Consider the following 16,172-nt stretch of genomic DNA (forward strand, 5'->3'; position numbering starts at 1 on the left):
GCTAACCCTGGGTGATTCTTATTTTCCGTTTTTGGCTTATTCTTGTTTTCCGATCACAAGCGTGCCTCACTGCTTCCCGGAAAGCGGCCGATTTTCTGCTTGTGACCCTCTATGACCGCAAGAGCGGCCATCTTCTCCGCCGTTATCGTGACGGAAGCGCTGCGATTGCGGGGAAGGTTGATGATTACGCCTTTTTCGTGCAGGCACTGCTTGACCTTTACGAAGCCTCGTTTGAGCCAGTCTACCTTCAGGCTGCACTCGAACTTGCGGAGAAGCAGGATGCCCTTTTCTCTGACGATCTGCATGGAGGATATTTCAATTCGGCAAGTGATGACTACACGGTTCCGGTGCGTCAGAAGGAGAGCTATGACGGTGTCGAACCTTCGGCTAATTCAGTCACGGCACTGAACCTTCTGCGGCTTGGTGAACTGACCGGCAGGGAGGAGTTTTCCACTCAGGCGGAAGTGCTCTTCAGCGCGTTTGGCACCACGCTTGCCTCGCAGAGTCCCGCGCTGCCGCAGATGCTTGTAGCACTCAACTTTGCCCGCAAAAGAAGGATCAGAGTTCTCTTTTCAGGCGAGCTGCGCTCTCAGGAGATGGCCCGGCTTCGGGCGGTTGTGGATGAACGCTACCTGCCGGGAACGGTTGTCATGCATGCCTCTGCTGAACTTGCCCGGTTGCAGCATGTTCCCGAAACCGTACCCCACGGCGACCTCGTCCCGCAGGCATCGGTCTGTGTTGAGCACACCTGTCTGTTACCGGTGGGTGAGCCGAAACAACTTGCTGAACTGCTCGACCAAAGAGATCAATAGGCTTGTAGTGTGCGCGGGTGGTGCAGGGCTGTTACTTATGGAGCAGCAGCCGGATGAGTTCAATCAGCTTCTGCTTGTTGATCGATTTGCTCATAAAACTGTCACATCCCGCTTCGAGAGCTTTCAGTCGCTCCTCTTTTGAGGTGAAAGCGGTCTGGGCAATGACCGGCAGCTCCGGTCGAAGCTTCTTGATCTCCCGCGTTGCCTCGAATCCGTTCATCACCGGCATTTTGATATCCATCAGCACCAGATCAACCTCGGGATGCTGTATGATCATCTGCACTGCGTCACGACCGTTCCAGGCATCAAGAATGGTCAGGTTTTCCTCCTGAAGGCTTCGTTTAATAAGAATTCGGCTAACCGCGTCGTCTTCTGCGAGCAGAATCGTTGTGTCTCTCAATGAGCCAAAGGCAGCTTCGTTGACTGTTGAGTGGTGTTCAGGTTTTCGAGCACCGGGAGGATTGAAGGGGAGTGTAAAGATGAATGTACTTCCGTTCCCCTCTCCGGATTCAACCCGGATGGAGCCGCCAAGCATCTCAACATAAGCCTTTGAAATACTCAATCCGAGTCCTGATCCTTCGTGATGGCGGGTTAACGAGTTGTCAACCTGCCTGAAGCGTTCGAAGATGCTCTCCTTCATCGATTCCGGAATGCCGATACCCGTATCGGAAACAGAAAATTCAAGCAGATCTTCTTTCCGGATGTATCCAACGCGCACCTCTCCTTCAGTGGAGAATTTCAGTCCGTTCTGGAAAAGATTGGTCAGGATCTGGGTCAGCTTTGCACTGTCGGTTTCAATAACACACTCTTCGTCAGAGAGCCCATTGTTGCAGCTTAATAACAGATTTTTGTTTGCCGCCAGAGGCCTGAAAAAGGTGCAGAGATTATGCAGAAGCTTGTTGACATGGGTCGGCTCGACATGTATCATGGTCTCCCCGGCTTCAATACGGGAGATATCAACAATATCGTTAATCAGAGCCAGCATGCGTTTTCCGCTCTGATTAATCAGCTCGATGTACTCCGCCTGCTCCTCGCCGGAGAGTTGGGGCTCCTTCAAGAGTTCGGCAAAGCTGAGGATACCGTTCATCGGAGTTCGTATTTCATGGCTGATATTAGCAAGAAAAGCGGTTTTCAGCCGGTCACTCTCCTCTGCTTTCTCCTTGGAGGCAATCAGGTCAACCCAGAGCTTTTTCTTTTCGGTTATATCCTCCTTTACCGCCACGAAATTGGTTATAACTCCCTTCTGGTTTACAATTGCCGAAACAATGGCATCCTCCCAGTATAACTCACCGTTTTTCTTCTTGTTGTGGAACTCTCCGTGCCAGACGTTTCCGGCAAGAATCGTTTTCCAGAACTCCTCATAGACGCGATCCTCCATCAGGCCGGACTTGAGAATACGGGGATTCTGTCCCATCACCTCTTCTTCGGAGTAGCCGGTGTGTTCGGTAAAGGTAGGATTGATGTATTCGATATTGCCCTCGGGGTCGGTAATGACGACAACGGTGGGACTCTGCTGAATGGCAAAGCTCAGGGTTTTGAGTTTCTCCTCAGTCAGCTTGTGCTCTGTGATGTTGGTACTTGTTCCTATGATTCTGTAGATATGACCGCTATCGTTGCGAACCGGATTCAGGATGGTTCTCCACCAGGAGAGTTTGCCCTTGAACATATGAGTCTCTTCGTACTCGGTCGAGCTCCCTTTATGAATGCATCGGTCATAATAGCCAGTAACGGTCGCAGCGACATCAGGCTCAAGCACCTCCCGTGGTGATTTTCCCGATATCGCTTCATTTTTCAGGCCCGTCCGTATTTCATGCAGGCGGTTGATGCTCTTATAGCGATAGGAGCCGTCAGGGAGGACGTCAATAACAAAAACGGAGTGATTGACGGTGTCGTAGATGTTCTGGAGAAACTGTTTGCCATCGAGTAATTTTTTCTCATACTCGATCCGGGTTTTTTCATGGCGATTCCGTTCCGATATATCATGAATCACCCCGATAGTCCCGCTACAGTCGCTCTCATGGTAATACTGAACATGAACTTCGCCGAAAAAAAAGGTTCCGTTTTTTTTCATGAATTTCAGCACAATCACGTGAGAGGTCGATTGCTTCAGCATCACCTCCTTGTAGGCTGAGAGAGCTGATGGGACCTCCTCTTCCGAAAGAAAATCCGTAAAGCGCTGTCCGATTACTTCGTGCTGCTTGTAGTCGGTAATTTTTTCGATAGCCGGAGAGATGAAGAAGATCTGGCCGCTTGAGTCGGTAATAAAAACAATCTCCGACATCTGTTCCGTAATGGAGCGGAACTTCTTTTCACTGTTCTGTAATGCCTGTTCAGCCTGTTTGCGTTTGGTGATATCGTCGAAGATCGCTACGGTGAACCCCTTTTCCGGGCAGTAAATGGTTGATTCATACCATTTATGCAGAGGCTCGATATAGATTTCAAACTTTTCGGCAATGCCGCTCTCAATAACCCTGAAATGGATTTCGAGTAACTTGGGATTGGAGTCGGCGATTCCCGACATCACTTCGGTGATTTTTCGCCCGATAACATTTTTCAGGCCGGTCAGGTTCTCATACCCTTTGTTGACCTCAACGTGAATCAGGTCAACCGGCCGCCCCTTTTCAGTAACCACACGGCAGCAGGCATAGCCTTTATGCATGTAGTCAATAAGGTTGCGATGAAGCATTTCGCTGGCCGCGGCGGCATCCTTTGTCTCTGCAAGTTCTTTTTGGTAGTTATCGGAAGAGGCTACCTTGTTTTTTTTCGGCATATGCTTGCTGTCCTGTTCGCGACCATAAAAAAGGTATAGGTATAATGTATGCAAATCCATGATAAAGACGCCAAGAGTATATATGCTTAAACCGGAAAACGTGATGGATATCCTGTCGAATCAACGTGTTATTTCGTTAGTCCAACAACAACAGAGAGCCTTTCCTGTTGCGAGTTGATGGCGCTTTTCTGCTTTTGTTCTTGTATCTTAAGGGATAGAATTTTTTTTACGCCAGTTTTTCTGTAACAGGTATAGAGGCCGGAAGTATGCTGAACACCTTGCGTCAGGGGGAGAGGAATAGCACGTCGGAGAAGCCGGAATGGCTGAATGTGGAGTACCGGTTCTATCCGCTTGCCGAAGCAATTGTCATCGGTGTTGTTGCTTTTTGCGCCATTTTCATAACCACCTGGTTTATCTACTACCATACCCTGAATGCCCAGAAAGGAGAGATTCGTGAGGGTCTGCTTCGATCCGGTTCAATTGGCGCGCTGTTTGTGAATGGTGATATCCACCGTCAGTTCACAGTACGAAACCAGGAAGAGTCGGAGGCCTACATCAAGGCGCTCGAACCGCTGAGAAAAATCATGCAGACCGATTCAACGGTTGCCTATGTATACACCCTTGTCATGAAGAACAACAAGGTCTATTTTGTTCTGGATCCTACCCCGACAGGCGACAGGGATCATAACGGCATTGATGACAAGTCCCATATCATGGATCCCTATCCGGATGCGACCCAGCTTGTTCTCCGGGCATTCAGGGAGCAGAAGAAAGTTGTTGCACAGGAGCCGTATACAGACAGCTGGGGATCCTTTTTAAGCGCATACATTCCGGTTTATGATTCACGTCACCAGTTTGTCTGTCTTCTTGGCATTGACATTCGTGCCGATAACTATCAGGAGCGACTTGCTCCAATCAGACGGGCCACGATACGGGCGATGGTGACGGGGTTCTTTGTCTCCTTTTTGATTGCCGCCCTTGTCTGGTTTATGCGGAACTTCTCGAAAATAATGAACCACAGCCGCCATAAAATTTATGAGGATTACATGCGCCTGAAGAACGGTGAAAAGGTATGAAAGAGAGCCCTTCTGTTCATCCGGAAGGTGCAGTAAACACTACTGATTCCTCCACCCCGATTGTCTGTCTGCTGTTAAGCGTCCTTGCAACATTTCTTCTCTGTGTTGCCAGGGGAATGTCCTCCGTCATGATTCCCATTACGCTGCACGAAAGAGGGACATCCTCCTCCATGATCGGCGTGATCATGGCTCTGGAGACCATTGCCGCGCTTTTGATCAGCCTTTTTTTCCCTGTTCTTCTCCGGTTTGTCACGATGAAAGCCGGTCTTGTGCTCTCTACCCTGTTGCGTATACCCTCTCTTCTGCTGCTTGCCTATACCGCAAACATCTATATCTGGACGTTTGCGGTTTTTCTGAACAGTGTCGGCTGTTTTATCTTTATGATTTTGCTCCAGACATGGATTGCCGGGATGAAATTCAAACGGAACAAGGGTCTGATGGTTGCCCTGTACAGCACCTCAATCTCCCTTGGTTTTGCCTTCGGCCCTCTGTTGATTGATTATTCCGGGAGGATATTGGTTCTGCTGATGCCCTGGTTCCAGGGTGTTGTGCTATCCGGCTCTCATATTACCGCTGCCGGTTCTGGATCATTTAACGTCCGCTTTATTTTTCTCCTCTCCGCTCTGCTCAGCTTTTCGGCCCTGCTGCCGATTCTTGCGGGTCTCTATATGGTGCCATCCTTCAGGATCAAGGGTGGAGTCGGAATCTGGAAGAGCATCATGCAGACCAAGGGGCCGATGTTTGCCATCGCAATGGCCGGGGTCTCCTATTTCGGGGTGTGTGCCTTTATTACCCTCTATGGTATGAGAAATGCCTTGCCGTTACACGAGTCGGCACTCCTCTTGAGCTGTTTTATGATGGGCGTGCTGCTGCTTGAAGCCCCGCTGACCTGGGTTTCGGATTTTATCGACCGGCGCTATGTAATTGTGATCGCAGCGTTCATGAGTATGATTTGCGCGGTCTATCTGCCGATTGCGATCTATGTCAATTATCAGGCGTTTATCCTGCTCTTTTTGTGGGGAGGGGTAACCGGTGCTATTTATTCCACCTCTCTGGCCCTGATAGGCGACAAATATGAGGGTGATGAACTGGTGACAGCCAATGCCGGATACTCGATTATGGAGGCTTCCGGTGGTACGGCGGGTATTCTGCTTATCGGCTCTGCCATGGATCTCCTTGGTTCTGACGGACTGCCTTACGTCATCATGCTTGCAAGCATCCTCTACTTCTCATTTGCCCTGACCCGCTACCGGGTTGTGTAGCCCGGTACCCGGTATGGAATGAAGAACCATGATTCAGCGTTCAATGTCCGAGTTGCCCTGGCTGCGAACGTCAAACTATCCTTGAGTTCTCTGTTAGCGGCACCTTCGCCGATCAGTTTATGGAGCTCTTGACAGCTCTCTGCATACAGATGTTATTCGAGGTAGTGTTTGCAATTCAGGAATCAAATGCCTAAAGTATTGTTTTATTGCAGTTGAAATTTTAAGAGAGTGAAATGCAACGAGATCAGGTGCTCAGCATTCTGAGTACTCATAAACAAGAGCTTGAGCAACGTTACCGAATATCAAAAATCGGTATTTTCGGCTCTGTGGCCCGCAATAGCGCCATTGAAGGGAGTGATATTGATGTTGTTGTTGAAATGGAGCCTGATATTCTGCTTAAAGTACAGCTCAAGGAGGAGTTGGAGAGGCTGCTGGGCAGCAGCGTCGATGTGATCCGTTATTGGAAGAGAATGAACCACTACCTCAAGCAGCATATTGATCAGGAAGCACTCTATGTATGATAAATCGCATCTTCATGAAAAACTTGTCCAGATTGATTTCGCCTTGGTCAAGATTAACCGGAGGTTTGCACATATAAAAACGGCTGATGATTTTCTTGACAGCAGCCAGGGCATGGATATGCTTGATGGTATTGCAATGATGCTGATCGCTGTTGGTGAACAGATTAAAAAAATCGACAAGGATACAGCCGGCACTCTTTTTCTCCAATATCCTCATATTAACTGGTCGGGCGTAAAAGGGCTTCGCGATATCCTGTCACATCAGTACTTCAACATTGATGCCGAGGAAATTTTTGAAATCTGCAAAAATAATCTTGGCGATTTGCATCAGGCAGTGAAAGCGATGATGACGACTTTACGCTGAGTGAAAATCTGCTGCCGAATGTTTTCATTTACCTGTAGAGCCTGAAAGTAGATGCAAGCATCTCCCGGTGAAGGGGATTTTAGGTTATATTGCCTTCTGTCAGACTTTTGACCTGTTTTATCATGTCAAAAGCATCAGAGAACGAAGGGGAGTGAACAGAGAGAGTCCTGTATGAAAATTATTGACCGCTACATTCTGAAATCCCATGTCGGGCCCTTTCTGTTTGCATTCATCACGATTCTTTTTGTCCTGATCCTCCAGTTTTTTGCCGGTTTCGCCGACCGTTTTATCGGGCGGGGAATCGCCTTCACCGCTATAGTTGAGCTTATTGTTTTGCAGTCTGCCTGGATGGTAGGGCTTGCAGCTCCCATGGCCGTGCTTATTGCGGTGGTGATGGCATTCGGTTCCCTTACCACAAACTCCGAGATGACGGTCCTCAGGGCTTCGGGCATCTCCCTTTACCGCCTCATGTTTCCGGTGCTCTGTGCCGCTCTTCTGCTCTCACTCTGTGTTGAGCGGTTCAATAATATTGTCCTTCCCCTGGCGAACTACCATGCCAGATCGCTCATGGTTGATATAGCCAGGGCAAAACCGGCATTCGGGCTGAAAGAGAACGCTTTTTCAACGCTTGTGGATGGGTATTCCATTCTTGTTCGTAAAGCTGATGACCAGTCAAAGGAGATCAGGGGTGTCGTGATCTATGATCGATCCCGACCGAATTTTACCACGATGGTGACAGCAGAGCGGGGAACTATTGAGTTTTCCGGCGATTTCCAGTACCTCGTCATGACGCTTCTCGACGGTGAAATCCATCAGGTAAAGCAACCGGCCCACCAGGTCTATCGAAACCTGAGTTTCAAAAAGTATCGCTTTGTCTTTGAGTCGTCAGGGTTTGGATTTGCCCGCACTTCCGCCAACCGGCTGCGTACCGGAGACAGTGAGCTTTCGGCAAGGGAGCTGCTCTCCATTGGCGACGAGTTTCAAAAAAGGATAGCCGCATCTGAAAAGCGCATCAAATTATCGCTTGAGAGCATGAATCGTCAGATAGCAGGAACGGGTTCCGGGGGGAGTGCGGAGGAGAGCCGCAAAAAGGAGATCTCTGCGGAAGGCTATGTTGATAGGCAGCTCGCAGCGCTTGACGCTGAACGCCAGAGTATCAGTGCAAACCGGAGTATGTACAACCGTTATATGGCTGCCTATCACAAGAAATATTCGCTCTCCCTTGCCTGTTTTGTTTTTGTTCTGGTTGGAGCACCTCTCGGCGTTCTTGCTCGTCGTGGCGGGTTCGGAGTCGGTGCAGGCATGTCGCTGCTCTTTTTTGTGCTCTACTGGATGCTCATGATTTCAGGCGAGACCATTGCCGAACGCGGTCTGCTTGACCCCATGCTCTCGATGTGGCTCGGCAATATTGTCATCTCGGCCATAGGCATTCTGCTTGCATTCTCTCTGAACCGCTCGATTTTTAATACTACCCGGTAACAGAGCGTGTCGCTCTTCTCTTCAGCAGGGTGTTCACTGCGCACTTCCGGAGCAGATCGCCTTTTTGACCCCCTTCTCATTCAGACAGACGAAGGTGATATTGGTGCTGAACACCAGAACCCTGCTGCCGGTATCAATACTCTTTTTGAAGACGTTCACGGTGTACTCGATCGAGGTGTGGCCGATTTTGCTTTTTTCCGTGACAAAGCAGAGGATTGTGCCACCCCTTATGCTCTTTTTGAACTCCACCTTGTCCATGCCGACGGTGACAAAGTTGCAGCCCGGATAGTCAAGCGAAACCGTGATGTAGCTCACCTCGTCAATCCATTTCAGCAGGTTTCCGCCAAAGAGAAAGCCGTAGTGGTTGAGGTGTTCGGGCAGTACGAGTTTATAGGTTTCCATGATATCATTGCTTGAGTTGATATGCTTGCTTCTTCATCAAGATAGCCCGATATATCGCCTTTCAGAAATGGATAATCATAAGGGCACCCATTGGTAAAATCGCTCAACCATGATTACCCCGATCATCTCCGGGTTTTGATATAGGAGGATGTTTGTTTAACATGTTATTCGTGAGATGACGAGCAAGTAAAAAGTCCAATAATGGAAAAAGAGAAGGCTGATCATATTGTGGGTATCCGTATTCCTAAAAGTATCGGGGAGCGGCTTGATACTCTTGCGAAAAGAACCGGAAGAACCAAGACCTTTTACATTCGGGAGGCTATTCTTGAGCATCTTGACGATCTTGAAGATATTTATATGGCCGAGCAGGTGCTGGATCGTGTGCGAACGGGGGATGAAACGGTTTCCGGTTTGGACGAAGTGGAGCATCGACTTGGTCTGGAAGATTGAAGTAACCCGTGAGGCGGAGAGGGGATTAGCCCGGATTGACCGGAATGATGCCAAACGGATTATCGCCTATTTACGCGAACGGGTAGCCATGAATCCCCGGCAGTATGGCAAGGCTTTGCATGGCAATCATTCAGCACTCTGGAGGTATCGTGTTAGTGATTATCGTGTGCTGTGTGAAATTAACGATGAAGCGGGTTGTGTGCTGGTTATTCGGGTGGGCCATCGCAAGGAGGTGTATCGTTAAACATACACTTCAAAGAGCACCCTGCATTTACTGATCAGCGATGTTTTTTTTGTAACCTACTTCTCATTCCCCTCCTTTTCCGGACGAACCATCACCACCTCTTCGCGTTCAATGATCACCTGTCCGGGTGCGAGCTTTTTTCCCCGCCGGACATATTTTTTCAGGGTGTAGATCACCGGAACAAGTTTTGAGTGTTTGGCTGCGGAGTACCATGCGGCTATTTCAGCGGCTTTTCTTATTTCAGCTTTGTGGTGAAGCGATGCCCCTTTCAACAGACAGTGAGAGCCGGCAGAGCCCCTTGCATGGAGCCAGATGTCGTCAGGTTTGCTGTGGCTGAAGGTCAGCAGCTCATTGTTCAGGGCATTTTTGCCGATCAGGAGCGTTATGGAGGGGGAGATCTGAACACTTCTGAACGGCAGATTGCTTTCGCCCCCTTTTACCTGGCGACCGCCGGTTTTTTTTCCGCTTCCGCCATGATGCTCAATAAACCTGCGTGCCTCTTTGGGTGTCGTGATCGCTCCTGTTTCGGCAAGCAGTGCTTCCAGCTCTCTTTTTTTCAGCAGAGTGGTGGTATGCCGGGCCTGCAAAGTGTTGAGTTTTCCTCTCGTTTTTGATGCCTTGGCAAAATACTCTTCGGCATTTTCGCGCAGCGAAAGCGCCGCTTTGAGTGTAATGGTCACTTCGCTCTCCGGATTATCCGTATCAAATATGTTTTTCACCTTTATCGTGAGAGGATCCGCTCTCTCCTGATAGAGCGAGGCGATGAGGAGATGGCCGGAGAGGTCATAGTTTGCAGCAATTTTTTCAAGCAGCCCCGGGTTGTACTGTTCAAGCTCCTTTCCGGTTTTGGTGAGCTGTTGCACCAGTTTAGCCCGATAGGCCTTCAGCTCATCAGCCGTGTCAAGATAGCGGTAGATCCTTGTGCTGTAGACCGAGAGACCTTCGAGTACAGAGTCATAGCGTCCGGTATCGACCGGAGCGTTGTGCAGCAGGGTGAATCCCGGTTCGCCGTTCCCCTTTTCCGTCACCTGAACCATCGGGTCAAGCAGCTCGTAAAAGAGTGACCGGAATGCCCCGAAGAGCGCTTCCGCGCTCTGGCTCTCATCAGCCCGTTTCATCACTTCCACGGCAAGGGTGCGGTCGAATCCAGGGAGGATAACCGAGAGTCTTTGCGGCGTGCTGCCGCTCTCATGGTTGAAGAGGCTGATAAACCGGGCTTTGTCGAGGGCGACTGTTTCAAGTGTTCGTAAAAATCCCGGACTCTCATCTTCTGTCGGATATGGTTTGCCGAGATGGTCGGTTTTATGCTTGAAGGCATCGGTAACAAGGTTCTCACGAACCAGAAAAACGTTGCTCTTCGGGTGAAAGAGCTGCAGCACAAGAACGGAGTGATCCTCAAGACGGATTCGGATGACTCTGTCGGAAGATACGATTTCAACAGAAGTGACCGCCACTCCATATACCTCGCTCATGAGGCTTGCTGAATTTTTCCCTTTTTGCTGAAAACCCTCTTTTGTGTAGATAGAGAGTTGCGGCGAGTGTGTGACCACGACAAGCTGCATGTGGTGGTCATGCATGGTTTTGAAGTCGATTCGAAGCTCGTTTTTATGCTCTGAACAGATTTCGGTGACTCTCCCGCCTGCAAGCTTTTCATGCAGTTCCATTGCCGCGTGGTAGAGCGTAAAGTAATTACGATGCATAAGAGCCGAATCAGGGTTGCGGGAGCGAATGGTTTTTCCCTATCTTCTTCTAAAGGACTATACTGATAACGTTATTTCAATTTATCAAAAAAGAGGACTATGCAGGAAGAATCAAGGTCGGATTGCAGTTGCTCATGCGGTGGAGAGGGCGGCGAGGCCGGGGCTGAAAAGAGGCTTGGCTGGCATGAATATTTTATGAGCGTTGCGCATCTTATCTCCCGACGGGCAACCTGTACGAGAGGCCATATCGGGGCGGTTATTGTCCGTGATCACAATATTCTTTCGACCGGCTATAATGGTGCGCCTTCCGGCCTGCCTCACTGCAATGAAACTACCTGCAGGATTTACCGAAGCACCCATCCTGACGGAACGGTCGAGGAGAACTGTGTCAATACCATCCATGCGGAGATCAATGCCATAGCCATGGCCGCAAAACATGGCGTCTCCATCGGTGAAGCTGATATCTACATTACCGCAAGCCCCTGTATTCACTGCCTTAAGGTGCTGATAAACGTAGGTATAAAAACAATATACTACGACAAACCCTACAAGATCGAGCATATTGACGAACTGCTCAGGCTCTCTGGTATCCGGCTGGTCCAGGTCACTGCGGGAGCGAATCCGGCGACATGATGAGTCTACTCTGTGATAATACGGTATATATGAGCCGCTGCATTGAGCTCGCATTGAAGGGTGGCGGCACGGTCAGTCCGAACCCGATGGTCGGGTCGGTGATTGTCTGTAACGGCGTGATCATTGGAGAGGGCTTTCATGAGATCTATGGCGCTCCTCATGCCGAGGTTAATGCCATTGCTTCAGTGGCCGATCAGGAGCTGCTCCGGCGTTCCACACTCTACGTTAACCTTGAGCCCTGCTCCCATTTCGGCAAAACCCCGCCATGCAGTGATCTGATTATTGAAAAAGGAATTCCACGGGTTGTTGTCGGGTGCCGTGATCCTTTTGTGAGCGTTGCGGGCAAGGGGATTGCAAAGCTGCTTGCGGCAGGTATTGAGGTTACCGAAGGGGTGCTTGAAGCTGAATGCATGAAGCTCAACGAGGCGTTTATCAAAAGTCATACCTCAGGTTTGCCTTTTGTTTCTCTGAAACTGGCCGAGACGCTGGATGGTAAAATTGCAACATCGCTCGGTAACTCCAAATGGATTACCGGGGAAGCGGCAAGAATGGAGGTACACCGGCTCCGCGCGCTCTATGATGCCGTTGTGGTGGGTGAGGCTACCGTTCGCAGTGATGATGCAGAGCTTACCGTCAGGCACTGCAGCGGTCGCAATCCTCTCCGTGTTGTGCTTGACCGGCGGCTGAGTCTTCCTGTAGAATCGAAAATTTTCAATACTGAAGCGCCGACCATTCTTTTTGCCTCATCAGCCTGGGAAGCTCTTGATAAAGCAGGGCTCCTCAGAGAGCGGGGAGTGACGGTGCTCTTTGTTCGTGAGCATGCAGGTGAACTCGATCTGCGCCAGGTGCTTGAAGAGCTGCACCAACGCCGGATTCTCTCCATACTCGTTGAGGGCGGGAGCCGGCTTTCAGCTTCGTTTATACGGGAGCGGCTGGTTGACAAAATCTATATGTTCATTGCGCCCAAGCTCTTTGGCGGCGATGCCCTGAGCTCGTTTGCCCCGCTCAATATCAGTATGCCGGATGAAGCTGTTGCACTGAAGTTTGAAACGCCGCGCTTTTTCGGCAGTGATTTGCTGCTGGAAGCCTATGTTCAAAGCCTGTAGCGGTGCCCGGATGTTTGTTTTTTTTGTGGTTTTTAAAACATGATAGCGTTAATGGCTAAAAAATATACCAATAGGAGGGCGCCTATGATGGACCGTCTTGTCAGTAACAATGACCTGGGAAAGCTGCTGATTCGGCTTTCGGTTGGAGGGCTGATGCTCTTTCACGGGGTTAACAAGCTTCAGCATGGCTACGGCTTTGTAGAGCAGATGCTGCTTAAAGCGCACCTGCCGGGCTATCTTTCTCACGGTATTCTGCTCGGAGAGCTTCTTGCGCCGCTCTTTATCGTACTCGGGATTTTTACCCGTCCGGCCGCTCTCATAGAGGCATTTGTGATGGTGATGGCGGTCTATCTTGTTCATGCCGGGCAGCTTTTAGGCCTGGGTGACCATGGTGCATATGCCCTTGAAGTGCAGGCTTTCTATCTCTTCGGCTCTCTTGCGATCTTCTTTTTCGGTGCGGGGCGCTACAGCTTTTCACGGGGCGGAGGTATTTGGAGGTGAACGGGGGATTGTGAGGCAGGGGGAAGGAGGTGTGAATTTTTTTTGAACGCATTCATCCTCTTTGTGGTTGTATAGCTGTCGTCCAGGCTTTAGCGCCGATGACACCCTTTTTTACCGGATACTTTTTTTAATTTTTAAACGCTGTTTTATGGCACACATTACCTTGAAGGGCAACGCTGCCGAGACAATCGGTACACTTCCCGTAATCGGGTCTGACGCCCCCTTTTTCTGTCTGGTGAAAACCGATCTTTCAGAGGCCGGACCTGCTGATTTTGCAAGCCAGAGACTGGTTCTCAATATCTTTCCAAGCCTTGATACCCCGGTCTGTGCCTCTTCGGTAAGGCGCTTCAACCAGGAGGCCTCGCAATTTGACAACACCGTCGTGCTTTGTATCTCTGCCGATCTGCCCTTTGCGCACAAGCGGTTCTGTGAAGTTGAAGGGCTGAAAGATGTTGTTTCGCTTTCGGTATTCCGTTCGCCCGAATTCGGTCGTGATTATGGCGTCACCATTACGTCCGGTCCGCTCAAGGGGCTTCTTTCACGAGCTATTGTGATTGTTGATGCTGACGGCAGGGTGGTCTATACCGAACAGGTGCCTGAAATTACACAGGAGCCGGATTACAGTGCAGCGCTCAAGGCGCTTGCCTGATTATGCGAATAATCTGCTGTGTGTTTTGATGACGGTGCCGCTCCCGACCTGTCGGAATCGAAATCCTCAAGCCGGCAGTGATGCCGGTTTTTTTGTCCGGAGAGGCAATTGCCCTTGCGGATTTCAGTTGTGCGCTTTCGAACGTTATTTTGATTCACTCATATAAACCATTATGCTCATGGTTTCGAAGAGAAAGGATCCCGCGTATTCAGCCGTTGAACGCCGGCTTGCTGATATTGATTTTCAGGCACTGCTCGAAAACCGGCACTTTTATCCCTCACCGGCTTCGTGGGAGGATGAAGTGCTCTATTTTCTCTTTCTTGACCGGTTTTCAGACGGAAAAGAGTATGACGGCTTTTGCAACAGTGCGGGGGTTCCGGTTACCGCACTCACGGGAGAGCGTACGACACCGCTTTTCAATACACTGACTGATGAAGCAACTGCCTCCCCTGAGAGCTGGTTTGAGGCCGGAAAACGGTGGTGCGGAGGTACAATTGCCGGTATGAAAGCGAAGCTTGGTTATCTCCAAAGGCTCGGAATAAGCGCTATATGGGTCAGTCCGGTCTTCAGGCAGGTCACCGGGAGCAACGATTATCATGGTTACGGTATCCAGAATTTTCTTGATGTCGATCCTCACTTCGGAACGAGAGAGGAGTTACGGGAGTTTGTCAGGGCTGCGCACGATCTCGGTATCAGGGTGATCCTTGATATCATCATCAACCATGCCGGAGATGTGTTTGCCTACGAAGGTAATCAGCGCTACTTCTATCACGGAGGGCGTGCCTGGCCGGTGAGCGGATACCGGCTGTCGTGCGGTGAAGAGGGATGCATCCCCTTTGATGCGGCTCCAGCCCCTTTCCAGAGCGGCGCATGGCCCGATGGGGCGGTCTGGCCTGAAGAGCTCCAGTCGCCTGATACCTGGACCTGCCGTGGAGAGATACAGGAGTGGGATTCGTTTCCGGAGTTTCTTGATGGAGACTTCTGTACGCTCAAGGATATCTGTCTCGGTGAGGCGCTCAGGGATCCGGATTCCGTTCAGGATATTGAACGCCGTATCAGAGCGTTCAGGGTGTCAGAGGCGCTTCGTTATCTGACCGATGTCTACCGCTTCTGGATTGCCTTTGCCGATATAGACGGCTTCCGCCTTGATACCGTCAAACATATGGAGCCGGGAGCCGTGCGCTTTTTTGCTACAGCCATCCATGAATTTGCCGAGTCGATAGGCAAGGAGAACTTTACGATTATCGGTGAAATAACCGGAGGGCGAGCATACGCCGCCACAATTCTCGATACGACCGGCCTCGATGCCGCGCTCGGTATCGATGATATCCCCGACAAACTCGAATTTCTTGTCAAAGGGTGGCGAAGCCCCGGGAACCCCGATACGGAGGCCCAGGAGGGTTATTTCGATCTTTTCCGCAACAGCATTCTTGATAACCGGCGGAGTCATCAATGGTATGCCAAGCATATTGTTACCATGCTTGACGATCATGACCAGGTAGGTGTTCGTCACAAGTTCCGGTTTTGCGGCGATGCGGCGCGCAGTGCCCGGCTGCTTCCCGCAGCGCTCGGTCTGAACCTGCTCTCGGCAGGCATACCCTGTATCTATTACGGTACGGAACAGGCGTTCAACGGAGCAGACCGCCGCACCGATGATGACTCCTACAGTGATGTATTCCTTCGGGAGTGCATGTTCGGAGGCGGTTTCGGCTCTTTTCAGAGCAGCGGAAAGCACTTCTTCAATGAACAGCATGAGGTGTACCGTTTTGTGCAGGATGTGACCCGTTTGCGCCGTGAGCATATCGCCCTTCGCCGGGGCCGGCAGTATCTGCGGCAGGTATCGGAGAGCGGGCGTGAAGGTGAGTTTTACTATCCCCAGCCGGTAAATGGCGAGCTGCACTGGGTGGTTGCATGGTCGAGGATTTATGCGAGATCGGAATTTCTCTGTGCCATTAACACCGACACCGAGCATGATATTCAGCTGTGGGTTGTGGTGGACAGCCGCATAAACAGCTCTCCGGGCACGATGAGCTGCCTCTACTCCACTGATGCGCGGCAGTGCGGTGAACCGGCCCCGCTCATCGCTGTTCATGGTTCGGCTCTGCAGATCAGAGTTCCGGCAGCAGGGTTTGTTGTCTATTGCCAAGGTGATATATTGAAAGAAAAAGGGTTATGATTCTGTTGCACTACTGAAAGGGAAAGG

The 16,172-nt window shown here is 50.4% G+C and carries 16 protein-coding genes; 13 read left to right on the forward strand and 3 right to left on the reverse strand.

Annotation, left to right across the window (positions count from 1 at the left end; genetic code table 11):
• Window positions 1-101 precede the first annotated feature (101 nt).
• A complete protein-coding gene (locus BOO20_RS03290) occupies window positions 102-812 on the forward strand; it encodes a thioredoxin domain-containing protein (RefSeq protein ID WP_198935411.1) in 711 nt (236 codons plus the stop codon).
• Between the two features lie 31 nt (window positions 813-843).
• Here BOO20_RS03290 and BOO20_RS03295 read toward each other — a convergent pair whose 3' ends face one another.
• A complete protein-coding gene (locus BOO20_RS03295; RefSeq protein ID WP_076790553.1) occupies window positions 844-3,582 on the reverse strand; it encodes a PAS domain S-box protein in 2,739 nt (912 codons plus the stop codon).
• A gap of 266 nt (window positions 3,583-3,848) precedes the next feature.
• Here BOO20_RS03295 and BOO20_RS03300 point away from each other — a divergent pair, with 266 nt between their 5' ends.
• The 5 genes from BOO20_RS03300 to BOO20_RS03320 all read left to right on the forward strand — a co-directional run bounded on the left by BOO20_RS03300 (window position 3,849) and on the right by BOO20_RS03320 (window position 8,284).
• Window positions 3,849-4,658, forward strand: a complete 810-nt coding sequence (locus BOO20_RS03300) for a cache domain-containing protein (protein WP_076790555.1) — start codon at window positions 3,849-3,851, stop codon at window positions 4,656-4,658.
• Entirely contained in the window at window positions 4,655-5,920 is a 1,266-nt protein-coding gene (locus BOO20_RS03305) for an MFS transporter (RefSeq protein ID WP_198935412.1), read from the forward strand. The genes BOO20_RS03300 and BOO20_RS03305 overlap by 4 nt, the downstream gene beginning before the upstream one ends.
• 233 nt (window positions 5,921-6,153) lie before the next feature.
• Window positions 6,154-6,441, forward strand: a complete 288-nt coding sequence (locus BOO20_RS03310; protein WP_076790556.1) for a nucleotidyltransferase family protein — start codon at window positions 6,154-6,156, stop codon at window positions 6,439-6,441.
• Window positions 6,434-6,805, forward strand: a complete 372-nt coding sequence (locus tag BOO20_RS03315) for a DUF86 domain-containing protein (protein ID WP_076790558.1) — start codon at window positions 6,434-6,436, stop codon at window positions 6,803-6,805. The genes BOO20_RS03310 and BOO20_RS03315 overlap by 8 nt, the downstream gene beginning before the upstream one ends.
• Before the next feature lie 171 nt (window positions 6,806-6,976).
• On the forward strand, window positions 6,977-8,284 hold the full coding sequence (locus tag BOO20_RS03320; RefSeq protein WP_076790560.1) for an LptF/LptG family permease: 1,308 nt from the start codon (window positions 6,977-6,979) through the stop codon (window positions 8,282-8,284).
• Between the two features lie 33 nt (window positions 8,285-8,317).
• Here BOO20_RS03320 and BOO20_RS03325 read toward each other — a convergent pair whose 3' ends face one another.
• The gene (locus BOO20_RS03325; RefSeq protein ID WP_076790562.1) at window positions 8,318-8,686 is read right to left on the reverse strand and encodes an acyl-CoA thioesterase; all 369 of its coding nucleotides are present in this window, start codon (window positions 8,684-8,686) and stop codon (window positions 8,318-8,320) included.
• Window positions 8,687-8,887: 201 nt separating this feature from the next.
• Here BOO20_RS03325 and BOO20_RS03330 point away from each other — a divergent pair, with 201 nt between their 5' ends.
• The gene (locus tag BOO20_RS03330) at window positions 8,888-9,136 is read left to right on the forward strand and encodes a TraY domain-containing protein (RefSeq protein WP_083694523.1); all 249 of its coding nucleotides are present in this window, start codon (window positions 8,888-8,890) and stop codon (window positions 9,134-9,136) included.
• Entirely contained in the window at window positions 9,120-9,380 is a 261-nt protein-coding gene (locus BOO20_RS03335) for a type II toxin-antitoxin system RelE/ParE family toxin (RefSeq protein WP_076790564.1), read from the forward strand. Before BOO20_RS03330 ends, BOO20_RS03335 begins: the two co-directional genes overlap by 17 nt.
• Before the next feature lie 56 nt (window positions 9,381-9,436).
• Here the strand turns inward: BOO20_RS03335 and BOO20_RS03340 are convergent, their stop codons facing one another.
• Window positions 9,437-11,080, reverse strand: coding sequence for an NFACT RNA binding domain-containing protein (locus BOO20_RS03340; protein ID WP_076790566.1), 1,644 nt, complete (start codon window positions 11,078-11,080; stop codon window positions 9,437-9,439).
• Window positions 11,081-11,179: 99 nt separating this feature from the next.
• Here BOO20_RS03340 and BOO20_RS03345 point away from each other — a divergent pair, with 99 nt between their 5' ends.
• The 5 genes from BOO20_RS03345 (at window position 11,180) to BOO20_RS03365 (ending at window position 16,145) form a co-directional block, all read left to right on the forward strand.
• A complete protein-coding gene (locus tag BOO20_RS03345) occupies window positions 11,180-11,713 on the forward strand; it encodes a dCMP deaminase family protein (protein ID WP_076790568.1) in 534 nt (177 codons plus the stop codon).
• Between the two features lie 29 nt (window positions 11,714-11,742).
• Window positions 11,743-12,819 carry a bifunctional diaminohydroxyphosphoribosylaminopyrimidine deaminase/5-amino-6-(5-phosphoribosylamino)uracil reductase RibD gene (gene ribD, locus BOO20_RS03350; protein WP_233120862.1) on the forward strand — a complete coding sequence of 359 codons (1,077 nt, stop codon included), beginning with the start codon at window positions 11,743-11,745 and terminating at the stop codon, window positions 12,817-12,819.
• 84 nt (window positions 12,820-12,903) lie between these two features.
• Window positions 12,904-13,320, forward strand: coding sequence for a DoxX family protein (locus BOO20_RS03355; protein ID WP_076790571.1), 417 nt, complete (start codon window positions 12,904-12,906; stop codon window positions 13,318-13,320).
• Between the two features lie 148 nt (window positions 13,321-13,468).
• The gene (gene tpx, locus BOO20_RS03360) at window positions 13,469-13,969 is read left to right on the forward strand and encodes a thiol peroxidase (protein WP_076790573.1); all 501 of its coding nucleotides are present in this window, start codon (window positions 13,469-13,471) and stop codon (window positions 13,967-13,969) included.
• 172 nt (window positions 13,970-14,141) lie between these two features.
• Window positions 14,142-16,145, forward strand: coding sequence for an alpha-amylase family glycosyl hydrolase (locus BOO20_RS03365; RefSeq protein WP_076790574.1), 2,004 nt, complete (start codon window positions 14,142-14,144; stop codon window positions 16,143-16,145).
• The last annotated feature ends 27 nt before the right edge of the window (window positions 16,146-16,172 follow it).

It is taken from the genome of Chlorobium sp. KB01 (assembly GCF_001975465.1).
Lineage (GTDB): Bacteria > Bacteroidota > Chlorobiia > Chlorobiales > Chlorobiaceae > Chlorobium.

What these genes read in the sequence shown, in the direction of transcription:
- BOO20_RS03345 (WP_076790568.1), top strand. Translation starts at nt 11,180, where the DNA reads ATGCAGGAAGAATCAAGGTCGGATTGCAGTTGCTCATGCGGTGGAGAG.
- BOO20_RS03300 (WP_076790555.1), top strand. Translation starts at nt 3,849, where the DNA reads ATGCTGAACACCTTGCGTCAGGGGGAGAGGAATAGCACGTCGGAGAAG.
- tpx (WP_076790573.1), top strand. Translation starts at nt 13,469, where the DNA reads ATGGCACACATTACCTTGAAGGGCAACGCTGCCGAGACAATCGGTACA.
- BOO20_RS03315 (WP_076790558.1), top strand. Translation starts at nt 6,434, where the DNA reads ATGTATGATAAATCGCATCTTCATGAAAAACTTGTCCAGATTGATTTC.
- BOO20_RS03320 (WP_076790560.1), top strand. Translation starts at nt 6,977, where the DNA reads ATGAAAATTATTGACCGCTACATTCTGAAATCCCATGTCGGGCCCTTT.
- BOO20_RS03340 (WP_076790566.1), bottom strand. Translation starts at nt 11,080, where the DNA reads ATGCATCGTAATTACTTTACGCTCTACCACGCGGCAATGGAACTGCAT.
- BOO20_RS03305 (WP_198935412.1), top strand. Translation starts at nt 4,655, where the DNA reads ATGAAAGAGAGCCCTTCTGTTCATCCGGAAGGTGCAGTAAACACTACT.
- BOO20_RS03365 (WP_076790574.1), top strand. Translation starts at nt 14,142, where the DNA reads ATGCTCATGGTTTCGAAGAGAAAGGATCCCGCGTATTCAGCCGTTGAA.
- ribD (WP_233120862.1), top strand. Translation starts at nt 11,743, where the DNA reads ATGAGCCGCTGCATTGAGCTCGCATTGAAGGGTGGCGGCACGGTCAGT.
- BOO20_RS03355 (WP_076790571.1), top strand. Translation starts at nt 12,904, where the DNA reads ATGATGGACCGTCTTGTCAGTAACAATGACCTGGGAAAGCTGCTGATT.
- BOO20_RS03330 (WP_083694523.1), top strand. Translation starts at nt 8,888, where the DNA reads ATGGAAAAAGAGAAGGCTGATCATATTGTGGGTATCCGTATTCCTAAA.
- BOO20_RS03295 (WP_076790553.1), bottom strand. Translation starts at nt 3,582, where the DNA reads ATGCCGAAAAAAAACAAGGTAGCCTCTTCCGATAACTACCAAAAAGAA.
- BOO20_RS03310 (WP_076790556.1), top strand. Translation starts at nt 6,154, where the DNA reads ATGCAACGAGATCAGGTGCTCAGCATTCTGAGTACTCATAAACAAGAG.
- BOO20_RS03325 (WP_076790562.1), bottom strand. Translation starts at nt 8,686, where the DNA reads ATGGAAACCTATAAACTCGTACTGCCCGAACACCTCAACCACTACGGC.